General features: G+C 50.8%; 16 protein-coding genes, 1 other RNA gene and 1 pseudogene. 9 read left to right on the top strand and 9 right to left on the bottom strand.

Annotation, left to right across the window (positions count from 1 at the left end; genetic code table 11):
* The gene (locus O6D90_RS17685) at positions 1-570 is read left to right on the top strand and encodes a YbaY family lipoprotein (protein ID WP_016152063.1); all 570 of its coding nucleotides are present in this window, start codon (positions 1-3) and stop codon (positions 568-570) included.
* A gap of 31 nt (positions 571-601) precedes the next feature.
* Here O6D90_RS17685 and O6D90_RS17680 read toward each other — a convergent pair.
* Positions 602-991 (bottom strand): annotated as a pseudogene (locus O6D90_RS17680) (MGMT family protein).
* An 84-nt stretch (positions 992-1,075) separates the two neighbouring features.
* Here O6D90_RS17680 and ffs point away from each other — a divergent pair.
* The 3 genes from ffs (at position 1,076) to O6D90_RS17665 (ending at position 1,836) form a co-directional block, all read left to right on the top strand.
* Positions 1,076-1,172: signal recognition particle sRNA small type (ffs, locus tag O6D90_RS17675), an RNA gene on the top strand.
* 197 nt (positions 1,173-1,369) lie between these two features.
* Positions 1,370-1,621 (top strand): hypothetical protein, encoded by a 252-nt coding sequence (locus tag O6D90_RS17670; protein ID WP_016152065.1) that lies wholly within the window; start codon positions 1,370-1,372, stop codon positions 1,619-1,621.
* Positions 1,618-1,836 (top strand): hypothetical protein, encoded by a 219-nt coding sequence (locus tag O6D90_RS17665; protein ID WP_016155870.1) that lies wholly within the window; start codon positions 1,618-1,620, stop codon positions 1,834-1,836. Before O6D90_RS17670 ends, O6D90_RS17665 begins: the two co-directional genes overlap by 4 nt.
* A gap of 59 nt (positions 1,837-1,895) precedes the next feature.
* On the opposite strand, the gene O6D90_RS17660 is transcribed toward O6D90_RS17665, so the two are convergent.
* The gene (locus O6D90_RS17660) at positions 1,896-3,323 is read right to left on the bottom strand and encodes a PLP-dependent aminotransferase family protein (RefSeq protein WP_016155871.1); all 1,428 of its coding nucleotides are present in this window, start codon (positions 3,321-3,323) and stop codon (positions 1,896-1,898) included.
* An 87-nt stretch (positions 3,324-3,410) separates the two neighbouring features.
* On the opposite strand from O6D90_RS17660, the gene O6D90_RS17655 reads away from it, so the two are divergent.
* Positions 3,411-4,040 (top strand): YczE/YyaS/YitT family protein, encoded by a 630-nt coding sequence (locus O6D90_RS17655; RefSeq protein WP_016155872.1) that lies wholly within the window; start codon positions 3,411-3,413, stop codon positions 4,038-4,040.
* A gap of 64 nt (positions 4,041-4,104) precedes the next feature.
* A complete protein-coding gene (locus O6D90_RS17650; RefSeq protein ID WP_003831033.1) occupies positions 4,105-4,458 on the top strand; it encodes a DUF1428 domain-containing protein in 354 nt (117 codons plus the stop codon).
* Positions 4,459-4,509: 51 nt separating this feature from the next.
* On the opposite strand, the gene O6D90_RS17645 is transcribed toward O6D90_RS17650, so the two are convergent.
* Positions 4,510-6,063: an EAL domain-containing protein gene (locus tag O6D90_RS17645; RefSeq protein ID WP_016155873.1), complete on the bottom strand. Its 1,554-nt coding sequence runs from the start codon at positions 6,061-6,063 to the stop codon at positions 4,510-4,512.
* 188 nt (positions 6,064-6,251) lie between these two features.
* On the opposite strand from O6D90_RS17645, the gene O6D90_RS17640 reads away from it, so the two are divergent.
* Entirely contained in the window at positions 6,252-6,512 is a 261-nt protein-coding gene (locus O6D90_RS17640; protein WP_016152070.1) for a type B 50S ribosomal protein L31, read from the top strand.
* 1 nt (position 6,513) lies between these two features.
* Positions 6,514-6,654 (top strand): type B 50S ribosomal protein L36, encoded by a 141-nt coding sequence (ykgO, locus tag O6D90_RS17635; RefSeq protein WP_005125190.1) that lies wholly within the window; start codon positions 6,514-6,516, stop codon positions 6,652-6,654.
* Positions 6,655-6,732: 78 nt separating this feature from the next.
* Here ykgO and O6D90_RS17630 read toward each other — a convergent pair whose 3' ends face one another.
* From O6D90_RS17630 to acrA, 6 genes are all read right to left on the bottom strand, one after another.
* The gene (locus O6D90_RS17630; RefSeq protein WP_016152071.1) at positions 6,733-7,203 is read right to left on the bottom strand and encodes a YlaC family protein; all 471 of its coding nucleotides are present in this window, start codon (positions 7,201-7,203) and stop codon (positions 6,733-6,735) included.
* Between the two features lie 116 nt (positions 7,204-7,319).
* Positions 7,320-7,871: a maltose O-acetyltransferase gene (gene maa, locus O6D90_RS17625; RefSeq protein ID WP_016155874.1), complete on the bottom strand. Its 552-nt coding sequence runs from the start codon at positions 7,869-7,871 to the stop codon at positions 7,320-7,322.
* Between the two features lie 180 nt (positions 7,872-8,051).
* A complete protein-coding gene (locus tag O6D90_RS17620; RefSeq protein WP_002892050.1) occupies positions 8,052-8,270 on the bottom strand; it encodes an HHA domain-containing protein in 219 nt (72 codons plus the stop codon).
* Positions 8,271-8,297: 27 nt separating this feature from the next.
* The gene (tomB, locus tag O6D90_RS17615) at positions 8,298-8,672 is read right to left on the bottom strand and encodes an Hha toxicity modulator TomB (protein ID WP_003021733.1); all 375 of its coding nucleotides are present in this window, start codon (positions 8,670-8,672) and stop codon (positions 8,298-8,300) included.
* Positions 8,673-9,159: 487 nt separating this feature from the next.
* Complete coding sequence (gene acrB, locus O6D90_RS17610) at positions 9,160-12,309, bottom strand: efflux RND transporter permease AcrB (RefSeq protein WP_016152073.1); 3,150 nt, start codon at positions 12,307-12,309, stop codon at positions 9,160-9,162.
* 22 nt (positions 12,310-12,331) lie between these two features.
* The gene (acrA, locus tag O6D90_RS17605; RefSeq protein WP_016152074.1) at positions 12,332-13,525 is read right to left on the bottom strand and encodes a multidrug efflux RND transporter periplasmic adaptor subunit AcrA; all 1,194 of its coding nucleotides are present in this window, start codon (positions 13,523-13,525) and stop codon (positions 12,332-12,334) included.
* A 141-nt stretch (positions 13,526-13,666) separates the two neighbouring features.
* Between acrA and acrR the strand changes: the two genes are divergently transcribed.
* On the top strand, positions 13,667-14,317 hold the full coding sequence (acrR, locus tag O6D90_RS17600; RefSeq protein ID WP_016152075.1) for a multidrug efflux transporter transcriptional repressor AcrR: 651 nt from the start codon (positions 13,667-13,669) through the stop codon (positions 14,315-14,317).
* The last annotated feature ends 10 nt before the right edge of the window (positions 14,318-14,327 follow it).

Raw genomic sequence — 14,327 nt, 5'->3', positions numbered from 1 at the left:
ATGAAACTCGTGCACATGGTAAGTGGTTTAGCGGTTGCAGTCGCTCTGGCGGCCTGTGCCGATAAAAGCGCTGATATTCAGACACCTGCGCCAAGCCCTAATACGTCAATTTCTGACACACAGTCTAAAATTCAGCAGCCAAATGTCTCCGGTACAGTATGGATCCGTCAGAAAGTGGCCTTGCCACCCGATGCGGTGCTAACCGTTACGCTGTCAGATGCTTCACTGGCCGATGCGCCGTCAAAAGTGCTGTCGCAAAAAGCGGTCCGTACTGAAGGTAAACAAGCGCCATTCAGCTTTGTATTACCGTTTAACCCGGCAGATATTCAACCTAACGCCCGTATTCTGCTGAGTGCGGCTATTACGGTAAATGATAAACTGGTCTTTATTACTGATACCGTTCAGACGGTCATCAATCAGGGTGGGACTAAAGCCGACCTGACGCTGGTCCCGGTACAGCAAACAGCAGTACCGGTTCAGGCGAGCGGTGGGGCTACTACCACGGTTCCGTCTACTTCACCAACCCAGGTGAATCCGTCATCTGCGGTTCCGGCTCCCACGCAGTACTAAGGTCGTTGTAACCCTCTCCGCCTGGAGAGGGTTAGTACACCCAGCGATAGCGCTGTAAATCGATCTGTCCGCTTCCTGAAACCACAATTCCTTCTGCCAGCAACGCCTGACGTTGTCGTTGCAGGTCGGGACCCGTCAGCGAAATGGCTCCGTGGCGATTGACCACCCGATGCCAGGGTAGGGTGCTGCCTTCGGGGAGACGCTTAAGCACGCCGCCTACCTGACGCGCAGCGCGCGGCGATCCCGCAAGCCGGGCAACATCGCCATACGTGGTGACGAAACCTTCGGGGATTGAAGCGACGATTTGCCAGACGCGTTGGGGGAAAGAGTCCTGTATATCCATCATTTATTCCTGCGCTAATCCTCCAGCATAATGCCGAATGGCGAAGGAGTGAAGCCGCATTGCACAAGAAAACAGCATCCGATGCTGGATGGGTTGCAATTACAGGGTGCAGCAGTGATAATGCGCCTGCGCGTTGGTTAACAACGCTCTCAATGGGGGCTCTGTTGGTTCTCCCGCAACACTACTCTGTTTACCAGGTCAGGTCCGGAAGGAAGCAGCCAAGGCAGATGACGTGTGTGCCGGGATGTAGCTGGCAGGGCCCCCACCCAATTCTGCCGTTCGGCAATTTCTCTTCTGTTTATCTTCTTTTCTTTGTCATCGGATCGTCATTTTATTGTCATCAAATACTGTCACTGTGTTTTGGGGATGTTATTTGAGCTTTTGCCGCCGCCATTGCGCTGTAATGACATGGTCTTACATCCGGTGTGTTGTGGCTGACCACAAGGATTTTCTACGATGTCGACCGCTGTATTGAATGTCAAAGTTGATGAGGCGCTAAAAGAAAAGCTTCGCCATTATGCTGAAGTGCATAATGAAAATTTGAGTATCGCCACGGAAAAACTGCTACTAATCGCGTTTTCCGCCATTGAAGAGGTGGGAGTCTCCGCTGAGGATATCGATAGCCAGCATACGGAAGAATCCGTAGTTGATGCACTGACTCCTAAAGAAATCAAAGCATTGCGAAGATTACTGAAGAAGAAAAAATGAAACAACAATCGCTCTCAACCGCCTGTAATTATGGCGAAGCCTGTGAAATGCTGCGCTCCGGTTATGTGAAACACGTTCGTCTGTGCTGGAATGTCGGCAGCGATGAGTTCTTCCGTATTGCCTCCGATTGGTGTGATGCTGGGGCAAAAATTAAGAAAGACGGTGAGAATTTCGTGATTTCCCTGAAGGGTTTTCCGGTTCCTCCTCAGCGGTAGTATTGCCAGGACCTCCTCGTCCATCACGGCATTCAAGAGCGAGTCCTTTAACTCGTCGTTTAGATTATTTTACGCATTTTCCCGCCGCTAGCCTGCAAACGCAGGCTATCCCAAATAGGTTGCAACACTCTGAAGGCGGCACACGCTGTGTCATCCGGCAACGTGAAGGGCATACGCAAAAAGCGGTCGAATGCGCCATCAAGGCCGAACCGCGTACCGGTTCCCAACTGAATGCCTGCACTTTCGGCGCGCGTGGCAAAGAGCGTCGCCAGCGTATCAGGCAGTTCAACCCAGAAAGAGAGTCCTCCTTGTGGCTGGGTAAACTGCCATTCCGGGAAATGTGAATTCATCAGGCGCGAGCACAGGTCTCGCTGTGATGTGAGTCGGCGTCTTCTGTCAGGAAGAAAGTCCTCGGCGTTATCCAGCAGCCAGCTGGTGGTGAGTTGTTCAAGCACCGGGGAGCCCAAATCGAAGGTGTCGCGGGTTTGGACCAGCGCGGCAATGGTACGCGCCGACGCCCGAATCCAGCCCAGACGTAATCCGCCCCAAAAGCTTTTCCCTGCTGAACCGAGCAGGATGATCGGGGCATCGCGATTGAATGCGGCAAGCGGCGGTGGCGGTGGGGCGTCATACCACAGGTTCACCATGGTCTCATCGACCACCAACGTCGTGCGGGTTCTTTCAGCAATATCCGCCACGACCTGGCGAGTAGCGGTGTCCATACAGCGCCCGGTCGGGTTGTGAAAATCCGGCATCAGATAGGCCATTCTCGGTGCAGTTTGCGCGATGGTGGCGACCAGACCCGCCGTATCCCAACCGTGCTCGGGCAGCGACACGCCGACGGGGCGACATGACGCCCCTTGTATTGCTGCAATGGCCAACGGATAAGTGGGGTGATCTACCACTACGCGATCGCCGGGGCCGGTGAGTAAACGCAGGATCAACGCCAGACCGCTGACCGCGCCGTTCACGACCATTATTTCGTCGGGCTGCGTCGGGAGTCCGCGTTCGCAATAATGCCGGGCGATGGATTCACGCAAAACCGACAGTCCCTGCGGTAGATACCCGGAGCTCAGCAGATGCTGCGGCATTGCGAACAGTGCCTGCTGGTAAGCCTGATGAATTTCAGGACCGGCACTCAGCGCTGCCGTGGACAAATCAAGCGCTGTTCCAGTGCTGGTCCGCGTTGGCACATGGCGAATGTGCTCCGGCAGGATCACCCGTGAACCGCTACCATGTCGGCTTTCCAGATATCCCTCCTCACGCAGTTGCGCCATGGCGCTGGCGACGGTGGTTCGGCTGACTTGCAGAACGGCAGCGAGCTCGCGTTCACCGGGCAAGCGGCTATTCAGCGCCAGTCGTCCATCGAGGATCAGCAAACGTAACGCTTCTGCCAGCTGTCGCCAGATGGGCGTTCGCGAGGGACTTTCCTGCCAGTGTCCGAGCAGGCGTTGCAAAGACTGGCTTCCGTAACGGCGAGATGACATAGCAGTCCACTTTTTGAAAACTGGACATTAATCATAGTGCCAATTGCGGTGAAGATGAAAGTTATCTGAGAGTAAGAGGGGAAGAACATGCTGCGTCGTTTACTTCAGCTGTTTATCGGGCTGACGCTGTACGGTGTGTCGACGGCGATGTTTGTCCGTGCCGATTTAGGGGCCGATCCGTGGAACGTGTTCCACCTGGGGGTGGCAAATTTACTGTCGATGAATATCGGCGTGGTGATTATTGCCGTGGGTGTGTTGGTGCTTCTGGCGTGGATACCGCTACGCCAGCGCCCAGGGTTTGGCACGTTAAGCAACGTGATTATGATTGGGCTGGCGGCAGATGTCGCGCTGCTGGTGATTCCGGGATTTGAATCCCTGCTGGCGCGCAGCGGGCTGCTGGTGTCAGCGGTGATACTGAATGCGTTAGCAACCGCTCTGTACATTGGTGCCGGTTTTGGCGCGGGCCCGCGTGACGGTCTGATGACTGGAATTCACGCGCGTACCGGCTGGCCAGTACGACGAATTCGAACCGCAATCGAAGTGTCCGTGTTGCTTATTGGTTGGCTGCTGGGGGGAACCGTTGGGTTTGGAACGGTGCTGTATGCACTGGCTATTGGGCCGCTGATTCAAATTTGCCTGCCATGGTTTTGCCATCAGCCGCAGGCGCGTATTCGTATCAGGAATGCGCCTGGGGCACGATCTCCTGCTGGCGACTAAACTTAACCTCGACTGACGCGGCCGGAATCGGCTTGCCGCGCAGTACACTTCGGAGGTTTTTCTCATGAAGTATGTTGATGGCTTTGTGGTTGCCGTACCCGCTGAAAACAAGGAGGCGTACATTGCGATGGCGGCAAAAGCAGCTCCGCTTTTCAAGGAGTTCGGTGCATTGCGCGTGGTGGAGTGCTGGGCAGATGATGTCCCCGACGGCAAACTGACCGATTTTCGCATGGCTGTGAAAGCGCAGGATCATGAAGAAGTGGTATTCAGCTGGATTGAATACCCTTCCAAAGAGGTCCGCGATGCGGCGAATCAGAAGATGATGTCCGATCCCCGTATGAAGGAATTCGGTGAATCTATGCCATTTGATGGCAAGCGAATGATCTACGGTGGATTTGCGCCCATTATGGAAGAGTGATGTGACTGGCTGTGCGGCGTGCCGCCAGCCATCTCAACATCAACAGCCATGCTAAAGCCGTTTTTCTGCCCACAGAATAAATTCCGCTTTCGGCAGCGCTTTACTGTAGAGCCAGCCCTGACCGTACTGCACGCCGTGCTGGCGTAGCCAGGCTTCCTGATTCTCGGTTTCAATACCTTCTGCCACCATCTCCAGCTTCAGCGTTTTCGCGATCTCGATGATATGCGGCGTGACGTTGTTGTACTCCAGCGCATCGACGAACGATTTGTCAATCTTCAGGATATCCACATCCAGATCCTGCAAATAGCTAAGACTTGAATAGCCGGTACCAAAATCATCAATATAGATCGAATGGCCTGCCTGTCGGTATTTAGCAATAAACGGCGCGCTGTTTTTTGGGTCGGCAAATTCGCGTTCGGTCAGTTCCAGCGCGATTTGTGCAGGCTTAAGTTGCCAGTGGTTCACCTTCTGGCTTAACAGAGCAGGAAGCGTTTCGGAGGTCAGATCGGCTGACTCAAGGTTAATGGATATATGCTGGTGGGGATATTGACGCAACCATTTTCCTAAATCGTCAAATACGCTTTCAATAATCAAACGGGTGAGCGGCTCTGAAAGCCCGGTCTCTTGCGCCAGTGCGACGAAAATCTCAGGCGACAGATAGCTCCCGTCGGCCTGTGGCCAGCGAGCCAGCGCTTCTGCCCCGACCACTTTCCCCGTTTTGAGCGAGATAATCGGTTGGTAGTAGACCTTGATATCCCGATGCTGGATAGCGTCCTGCAACTGGTGATGAGGGGACTGTAAACGGCGCAAAATACGCAGAATAAAGGCTGCGGTGAGTAAGCCGAGAAGGATCCCTGCCGGCAGCCAGATTAGCGCTTGTCGGTGCCAGCTTTTTTGCAAAGGTACAGTGGATGCCCAGGTTACAACCGTAATGCCCAGTTCGGGGAAGGGGCGGGCGTTATAAATACTGCCGCCTTTCTGAAGATGGGTAATCGAATGCTCTAGTTGCACATGTTGTAAAACATCCGGTGGCAGATCGGTGCTACTGGCTACCACCGTGTTACGCGCGGTACCAATGATAGCGACTTCAATCGGCCATGAGCCAAACGGGATGACATCAATAAAAGAACCGGGATCGATCATCACGACGTAATGCTTGCTACCTAATGCCGCCATAAAACGCTTGATGCCCAAATCGTTTTGCATGGTCAACCATGCGTGGTAGCCATCGGGCGTGATTTTCATTGCTGGAGGAAACGCGGCTGCCCGGCTTCTTTTTTCCAGGGATGAGCATTGTGGAACGTTATCTTTGAGGTACAGCACTTCCTGAATATAGCGATAGCTATATGACAAACGACGCATTTCAAGCAGATGCTCTTCACTACAAGGTTCACCCTGAAAAGCTTCAATATGGCGCAACGCTTTTTTGGCCTGTTCACCTACGCGTTCCGTACGTAATGCGACTCGGGTTGAGAACATATCGAGCTCATCGATAAATTTCGTTTCGACCTGACGATGCGCCAGCCACAGGCTTAAACCTACGGGCGCGAGGATGGAAAGAAACAGCACCCCAGTCACCAGGCTTATCAGATGTCGTGTTATCACAGTGATATCCTTATTAACACAGCGTAGGGAAAGTATATCCGAAAGCCGAAAAAGCTATTCGATTGGCATCATATATTTACGGCCACTTATCATCCCGTTTAACTCTTAATCGCGTAAACCAGGTTGTGATTTATACAAGAGTGGTGTATTTTTGTGGTTATGTTATAACGTAATAAATTGAGGTTGCCATGAAGCCGGATATTCATCCTTTTTACCGTACTGTGGTGTTTCACGATACCAGCGCCAATGAATTTTTTAAGGTCGGCTCGACCATTAAAACGGAACGTGAGATTGAGTTTGAGGGGAAAATGTATCCGTACGTGACCCTGGATATCTCTTCCAAATCGCATCCGTACTATACCGGGAAACAAAAAACCTTTGATAACGAAGGCAGTGCAGCACGTTTCCAGAAACGTTTTGGTCATTTTATTGGCACTAAGCGAGGTTAAGATGCAGGTACTCAATTCACTTCGTAGTGCAAAACAGCGTCATCCTGACTGCCAGATAGTGAAACGCAAAGGGCGTTTGTACGTAATCTGTAAAACGAATCCGCGCTTTAAAGCTGTTCAGGGGCGTAAAAAAAGACGTTAGTTTCTTTACCAACATTTCAGGGATTAAAGTGCGTTTCCTTCACCGGGACGCACTTTTTTTATCTGCGTTGAGATGTGGTTACTGGCTGGTCTGGGGACGGGTTAGCGTAAAGACATCGTAAAACGAGAGTTCACCCTTACGCGATATCATCTTTTGCAGCTGCGCTTTATGTTCGCTATCGACGGAAGGTGAGTGCAGGATGGTATCGATGAGTGAAGGGGGGACAAAGCGCGTGTTATACCATTCCCCGTTATAGCAAACTCTGAAATCCAGTACGTCGATATCTTCAAAGCGGTATCGCGGCGCAACGTCGAAAAAGAAAAACGCGTTGAGTATGACGAACAGAACCACCAGCAGCCATACTGAATCGACTAACGTTTCTGACTGCAGCATCACCGCCAGCGTGGCAAACCACGCAACATACATGCCGATGAACAAGCCGGGATGTTTGCGAATAAAGCTGATGCTAAAGCGCGGTTTGTTGTCGCGCTTTTCGCGAATATTTAAGTCGTCGATGGTTTCGGTAAGCAGGCGCTGTATTTCTGTCATCTCTTGCCTTTGTGGTGTCTGCGATATTCAGATGCGATCGCCCTATTTTAAAAGGGGATACCTTGTGAAGAAAGTAACAGATTAACCACAATTTAGCATAACAGTTACATTTAAGATCACAGCGTTTTGATAATCCTGGCGGGATTGCCCCCAACCACGCAGTTTGCCGGAACGCTTTTCGTGACCACCGCGCCCGAGGCCACAACCACGTTATCACCCAACGTTACGCCAGGGTTTATCACTGCGCGTCCACCTATCCAGACGTTGTGGCCAATAGTCACGGGTTTGCCGAGCTCCATGCCACTGTTTCGCTCGGTGGCATCCAGCGGGTGGGTGGCGGTATAAATATGGACTCCTGGGGCTAACATGCAGTTGTCGCCAATATGGATTGGGCAGACGTCGAGCATAACGCAGTCGAAGTTGGCGTAAAATTCTTTACCGAGATAGATGTTATAGCCGTAATCACAACGAAAAGAGGGTTCAATATAAGCCCCTTCGCTCTGGCCCAACAGCTCATGCAGGATAGCTTGTCGCGCATTTTTTTCATCGGGAGCGGTGAGGTTGTAGCGATGGGTCAACTGACGAGCGCGTAGTCGGTCGTGGCGCAATGTTTCATCCGCCGGGCGATAAAGTTCACCGGCGATCATTTTTTGCTTTTCATTACTCATTACGAATTTCCTGTGTACTGGAGGTCATTTCAACACAGTAAAACGCAATGCAAACAAGGGGAACGTTCCCACTTCTTCGCTGTGATCGTAGTCACGTGATTTGATTTAAATAACCATTGTAAATACGAAAATGGTCAGCCAGACAAATGTACCGCTATACCTGACTTAACCCGTGAGCAATTAGCGAATGAATTTCCAAACAGAAGTTGGAATCTTGTCGTAGAGCTTATTCATAGTCAATTCAGCAAGGCGGTGATCTGCTGCTGAGTAAAATACAGCCAGTTCGTTGTCGGACAATTCATATTTATTTTTTTCAATAACGCGCTCAAGTGTGTCAATTGTCTGACAACGTCGCAGGCGCATCAAATAATCAGTTTTAGTTAATGGTTTATCGGACATAAATCTTACCTATGATTGTAATAATTTTTAACAAGACAAACTAACAGGATTAGCCCTGGTGGCATTGACAAAACAGCGAAACAGTCGATTACCTGACTTCCGCCATTTCTGCAGATCCTGCGTATTAATACCATAACTGCTGAACAACATAAAAGTGTCATCCAGGTATTCATCTATCTGCGCGATCAGCTTATTGTCCTCATTGTACTTAATTTTATAATTAAGTGCGAAGGTTGCAATATGCTCTATCAGTTCATTGAGCTGCAAGCTAGTGGCAGAGGTAGGGTCATTAACCCAGCCATGGTTACTTTGTTCAAGGTTTGCAAGACAGTCATGATACAGGGTTTCGCAGAGAAATTTAAGCTGCGCGATATCATGTCTTTTGGGTGAGTATTCATCCATAACGCATCCCCTTCTTCGTGGCTTAAACTAACCGAACACCTTCGGGATGGATACAACAGACTACCTGGAACTTGCCCGCGACTCCTGATGATTTAACTATAATCTAGTCTAAAAAAGATTTCATCGTCATATCACGAAAAATTACAATTATGCAAACTTATGATGTCAGGTCATTTTTACATTTTAACAGATAAATGCGGTTATTCGGAATCGGACAATTTCTTTATTCTTCGGGCAATCATCGAGTTATCTTGATTAGGTTTAGCAACGAAAGGTAACAATCGACAATGTGAACCGCTTACCAGGAATAATCTTAATATTTATTAAAGTAAATAAGAACTCTCAATGATTTTTAAGAATAGCCTTTAAGGCTACAGGGATTATATCGCTTATTTACCCTGGAGAAAATAAACGAAATAGCAATAAGTGATTTTTATGATTTTTCCAGAAAAAAGGCCGCTTGCGCGGCCTTATCTTTAGAGATCTATCAATGATGGTCTACTGAGTGGCTATGCTCAAGATCTTCACTTTTGCGGCTAAAGCGGCGGCGTACCACCACAAAGAACACCGGAACAAAGAAGATAGCCAACACGGTTGCCGTCACCATCCCGCCCATTACGCCAGTACCAACGGCGTTCTGCGCGCCGGAGCCTGCGCCGGAGCTGATAACCAGCGGCATTACGCCCAGAATAAAGGCCAGCGATGTCATCAGGATCGGACGTAAACGCATGCGGACCGCATCCAGCGTCGCCTCTATCAGACCTTTACCCTCTTTATCCATCAAGTCTTTGGCGAATTCGACGATAAGTATCGCGTTCTTCGCCGACAACCCAATGGTTGTGAGCAGGCCTACCTGGAAGTAAACGTCGTTGGTCAGGCCGCGGAACGTTGCTGCCAGCAATGCACCGATAACACCTAACGGTACCACCAGCATGACGGAGAACGGAATTGACCAGCTCTCATACAATGCCGCCAGACACAGGAATACGACAATCAGTGAAATGGCATACAGAGCAGGGGCCTGGTTGCCGGACAGTCGTTCCTGGTAGGACATACCGGTCCAGTCATAGCCGATACCGGATGGCAGTTTGCTGGCCAGTTCCTCCATCATTGCCATGGCTTCACCGGTACTTTTACCCGGTGCGGCCTGGCCTAAGATTTCCATGGAAGGCAGACCGTTATAGCGTTCCAGACGCGGTGAACCATATTCCCAACGTGAGGTAGAGAAGGCGGAGAACGGTACCATCTGTCCATCGCTGCCGCGGACATACCAGTTTCCAATATCTTCCGGCAACATACGGTATTTCGCTTCAGACATGATGTAAACTTTCTTCACACGACCACGGTCGATGAAGTCATTTACGTAGCTTCCGCCCCATGCTGCACCCAGCGTTGTATTAATATCACTAATGGATACACCCAGAGCCTGCGCTTTTTCCTGATCGATATCGATCTTGAACTGTGGCGTATCTTCCAGACCGTTAGGACGTACGCCGACTAACAGATCAGGATGTTTCGCAACTTCACCAAACAGCTGGTTACGCGCCTGAGTTAGCTTCTCATGACCTAAACCTGCCTGGTCAATCAGTTGGAAGTCGAAACCGGTCGCGGTCCCTAACTCCACAATCGCTGGCAGGTTAAAAGCGAAGACCATCGCGTCTTTAATCTGCGAGAATGCGCCCATCGCACGTTGAGTAATTGCCTCAACCTTGTTCTCCTCGCCTGGACGTTCACTCCAGTCTTTCAGAGACACGAACGCGATACCGGTGTTCTGACCACGTCCTGCAAAACCGAAGCCGTTAACGGCAAACACCGATTCAACGTTCGCTTTTTCTTTGGTCAGATAGTAATCCGTCATTTCGTCCAGCACCTTCTGGGTACGCTCTTGCGTTGCACCCGCTGGCAGCTGAGCCATTGACAGGAATACCCCCTGGTCTTCATCCGGCAGGAACGAGCTTGGCAGACGAACAAACAGATAGGCCATACCCACGACGATGATCAGATACAGCGCCAGATAACGACCGGTGCTGCGCAGAATTCCGCCCACGCTGTCGGTGTAATGGTGCGTGCTCTTATCGAACATGCGGTTAAACCAGCCGAAGAAACCTTTTTTGCCTTCTCCGTGATCGCCTTTAGCAACCGGTTTGAGCATGGTCGCACACAGGGCAGGGGTCAGAATCAATGCCACCAGGACTGATAACGCCATCGCCGAAACAATAGTGATGGAGAACTGACGGTAAATTGCACCGGTAGATCCCCCGAAGAAGGCCATCGGAATAAATACCGCTGAAAGCACCATAGCGATACCAACCAGTGCGCCCTGAATCTGGCCCATCGATTTACGCGTTGCTTCCTTCGGTGGTAGCCCTTCCTCAGCCATTACACGTTCAACGTTCTCGACCACAACGATGGCGTCATCCACCAACAGGCCGATGGCGAGCACCATCCCGAACATCGTCAGCGTGTTTATCGAGAAGCCGAAAATCGCAAGGACGGCAAACGTACCCAATAGCACCACCGGCACGGCGATAGTCGGAATCAGCGTCGCGCGGAAGTTCTGCAGGAACAGATACATTACCAGGAACACGAGGATGATGGCTTCCGCCAGCGTTTTCACTACTTCGTGAATAGAGATTTTCACGAACGGCGTGGTGTCATACGGGTAAACGATCTTCAGACCTGACGGGAAGAACGGTTCCATCTTCTTCAGTTCATCGCGGATAGCGTTTGCGGTGTCCAGGGCGTTAGCGCCTGTCGCCAGCTTGATACCCAGACCGGATGCCGGTTTACCGTTGAACTTCGCAATGATGTCGTAGTTCTCGCCACCCAGTTCGACTTTCGCTACGTCACGCAGGCGCACCTGGGAACCGTCCTGATTCACTTTCAGCAGAATTTTGCTGAACTCATCGGCGGAGGTTAGACGGGTTTGCGCGATGATCGAAGCGTTAAGCTGCTGGCCTTTCACCGGCGGCGTACCGCCTAACTGACCGGCTGCAACCTGGGCGTTCTGCGCTTTGATGGCGCTAATCACATCAACCGGCGTCAGCTGGAAGTTATTCAGTTTGTTCGGATCCATCCAGATGCGCATCGCGTACTGGGAACCGAACAGCTGAACATCACCCACACCTGAAGTACGGCTGATGGCGTCCTTCATGTTGGCGCCCACGTAGTCGGAAATATCCTCCTGCGTCATGGTGCCGTTGGTGTTGATAACGCCGACAACCATCAGGAAGCTACTGGATGATTTCTCAACGCTCACACCCTGTTGTTGTACTTCCTGCGGCAGAAGCGGCATTGCCAGCTGCAGTTTGTTCTGCACCTGTACCTGCGCGATATCCGCATCAGTACCAGACTGAAAGGTAAGCGTGATCTGCACGGTACCCGTGGAGTCACTGTTTGAGGACATGTACATCAGGTTATCGATACCGTTCATATTCTGTTCGATAACCTGCGTAACAGTATCCTGTACTGTTTTGGCATCAGCGCCAGGGTAGGTCGCGGAGATCGTCACTGCTGGCGGTGCAATAGTCGGATATTGCGCTACCGGCAATTTGAGGATCGCGAGCCCCCCTGCCAACATGATGATAATGGCGATCACCCACGCAAATATTGGGCGATCGATAAAGAAATTAGGCATGTCTTAACGGCTCCTGTTTAAGTTAAGACTTGGACTGTTCAGGCTGGCTACCGCTTGCAGCTTGCTGGTTGTTATCAGCGGTGATTTCCTGCGCTTTTACCTGCGCGCCAGGACGTACTTTTTGCAGCCCAGTGACAATCACGCGGTCGCCCGGTTTAAGTCCATCAGTGACTAACCATTTGTCGCCAATCGCTTGTGCGGCGACAATTTGACGGGTTTCAACTTTGTTGTCTGCACCGATAACCAATGCACTGGCATCGCCACGCGGTGTGCGGGTAACGCCTTGCTGTGGAACCAGTAATGCAGTTGGGTTAGTCCCTTCTTCCAGACGAGCACGGACGAACATACCCGGCAGTAAGGTGTGATCCGGGTTAGGGAAGATTGCGCGTAACGTAATCGACCCGGTGGTTTGATCTACCGTGACATCAGAAAATTCCAGCGTACCGGACTGCGGGAATTTAATGCCGTCATTGGTCACCAGTTCGACTTTCGCTTTACCGTTTTCTTGCTTCAGCGTGCCGTTGGCCAACTCTTGTTTCAGGCGCAGGAAATCGTTGCTTGACTGCGTCACGTCCACATAGATGGGATCCAACTGCTGAACGGTTGCCAGTGCGGTTGCCTGACCGTTTTGCACCAGAGCGCCTTCAGTAACGGATGATTTACCAATGCGGCCGCTGATCGGCGACGTCACTTTGGTATAAGCCAGATTGATGCGTGCAGTTTCTACCGCGGCTTTCGCGGCGACAACGGAGGCGTTCGCCTGCTGTGCGTCTGCCAGTGCACTATCGTAATCCTGTTGACTGATGTACTTAGTACCCAACAGTTTCTGATAACGTTTGACCGTCAGTTGAGCGATATTTGCTGCGGCTTGTGCTTTTGCCAGATCGCCTTTTGCGCTTTCATAAGCGGCCTGGTAAGTAGCAGGATCAATCTGATAGAGAGATACACCCGCTTCGATGTCACCACCTTCCGTGAAATTACGCTTCAGGATAATACCGCTAACCTGAGGACGAACTTCTGCAATGCGATACGCACTGGTGCGACCCGGGAGTTCGGTTGTTATCTGTAGAGGTTCAGTTTTGAGCGTAACAACTCCAACCTCTGGCATCTGCTGGCCCCCTTGTTGGGCCTGTTTGTCGTCACATCCTGTTAGCGCTAAGCTGCCTGAGAGCATCAGAACGACTGCCAGAGGCGTTAACCCTCTGTTTTTGTTCATATGTAAACCTCGAGTGTCCGATTTCAAATTGATCAATGGCTGAAAGCCCATAAACCCATTGCTGCGTTTATATTATCGTCGTGCTATGGTACATACATTCACAAATGTATGTAAATCTAACGCCTGTAAATTCACTGACCTATGGCACGAAAAACCAAACAACAAGCACAGGAAACTCGACAGCACATTCTCGATGTCGCTCTGCGTTTGTTTTCGCAACAAGGGGTATCATCCACCTCGCTTGCGGAGATCGCAGCAGCCGCTGGTGTCACGCGCGGCGCGATCTATTGGCATTTCAAAAACAAATCGGATTTATTCAGTGAAATCTGGGAGCTAGCAAAACCTAACATTGATGAGTTAGAGACTGAGTATCAGGCAAAATTCCCCGACGATCCACTATCAGTATTAAGAGAAATTTTAATTTACGTTCTTGAAGCTACCGTGACAGAAGAACGCCGACGTTTATTGTTGGAAATTATATTCCACAAATGCGAATTTGTCGGGGAAATGGCCTCAGTTCAGCTAGCTCAACGCAGTCTGTGTATTGAAAATTACGACCGTATCGAACAAACATTGCGGCACTGCATGAACGCCAACATGCTGCCGGAAAATCTGAACACGCGTCGCGTGGCGGTGCTGCTGCGTAGTTATGTTACCGGAATTATCGAGAACTGGTTATTTGCCCCTGAATCTTTTGATCTGAAAAAAGAGGCTCGGGAATACGTCGCCGTGCTGCTTGAGATGTGTCTTCTCTGCCCAACCTTGCGGGTTAACGTAGCGGAAACCTGTTAACTCTCTGGGT

The organism is Citrobacter sp. 21OH12SH02A-Citro (assembly GCF_027919895.1).
Lineage (GTDB): Bacteria > Pseudomonadota > Gammaproteobacteria > Enterobacterales > Enterobacteriaceae > Citrobacter > Citrobacter braakii.
Note: the sequence above shows the minus strand (reverse complement) of the source record. Positions and strands in the feature narration are given on the sequence as shown.

Coding starts and splice junctions, on each gene's coding strand:
- acrB (WP_016152073.1), bottom strand. CDS start 12,309: ATGCCTAATTTCTTTATCGATCGCCCAATATTTGCGTGGGTGATCGCC.
- acrA (WP_016152074.1), bottom strand. CDS start 13,525: ATGAACAAAAACAGAGGGTTAACGCCTCTGGCAGTCGTTCTGATGCTC.
- ykgO (WP_005125190.1), top strand. CDS start 6,514: ATGCAGGTACTCAATTCACTTCGTAGTGCAAAACAGCGTCATCCTGAC.
- O6D90_RS17655 (WP_016155872.1), top strand. CDS start 3,411: ATGCTGCGTCGTTTACTTCAGCTGTTTATCGGGCTGACGCTGTACGGT.
- O6D90_RS17665 (WP_016155870.1), top strand. CDS start 1,618: ATGAAACAACAATCGCTCTCAACCGCCTGTAATTATGGCGAAGCCTGT.
- tomB (WP_003021733.1), bottom strand. CDS start 8,672: ATGGATGAATACTCACCCAAAAGACATGATATCGCGCAGCTTAAATTT.
- O6D90_RS17685 (WP_016152063.1), top strand. CDS start 1: ATGAAACTCGTGCACATGGTAAGTGGTTTAGCGGTTGCAGTCGCTCTG.
- O6D90_RS17620 (WP_002892050.1), bottom strand. CDS start 8,270: ATGTCCGATAAACCATTAACTAAAACTGATTATTTGATGCGCCTGCGA.
- O6D90_RS17630 (WP_016152071.1), bottom strand. CDS start 7,203: ATGACAGAAATACAGCGCCTGCTTACCGAAACCATCGACGACTTAAAT.
- O6D90_RS17650 (WP_003831033.1), top strand. CDS start 4,105: ATGAAGTATGTTGATGGCTTTGTGGTTGCCGTACCCGCTGAAAACAAG.
- O6D90_RS17670 (WP_016152065.1), top strand. CDS start 1,370: ATGTCGACCGCTGTATTGAATGTCAAAGTTGATGAGGCGCTAAAAGAA.
- O6D90_RS17640 (WP_016152070.1), top strand. CDS start 6,252: ATGAAGCCGGATATTCATCCTTTTTACCGTACTGTGGTGTTTCACGAT.
- acrR (WP_016152075.1), top strand. CDS start 13,667: ATGGCACGAAAAACCAAACAACAAGCACAGGAAACTCGACAGCACATT.
- maa (WP_016155874.1), bottom strand. CDS start 7,871: ATGAGTAATGAAAAGCAAAAAATGATCGCCGGTGAACTTTATCGCCCG.
- O6D90_RS17660 (WP_016155871.1), bottom strand. CDS start 3,323: ATGTCATCTCGCCGTTACGGAAGCCAGTCTTTGCAACGCCTGCTCGGA.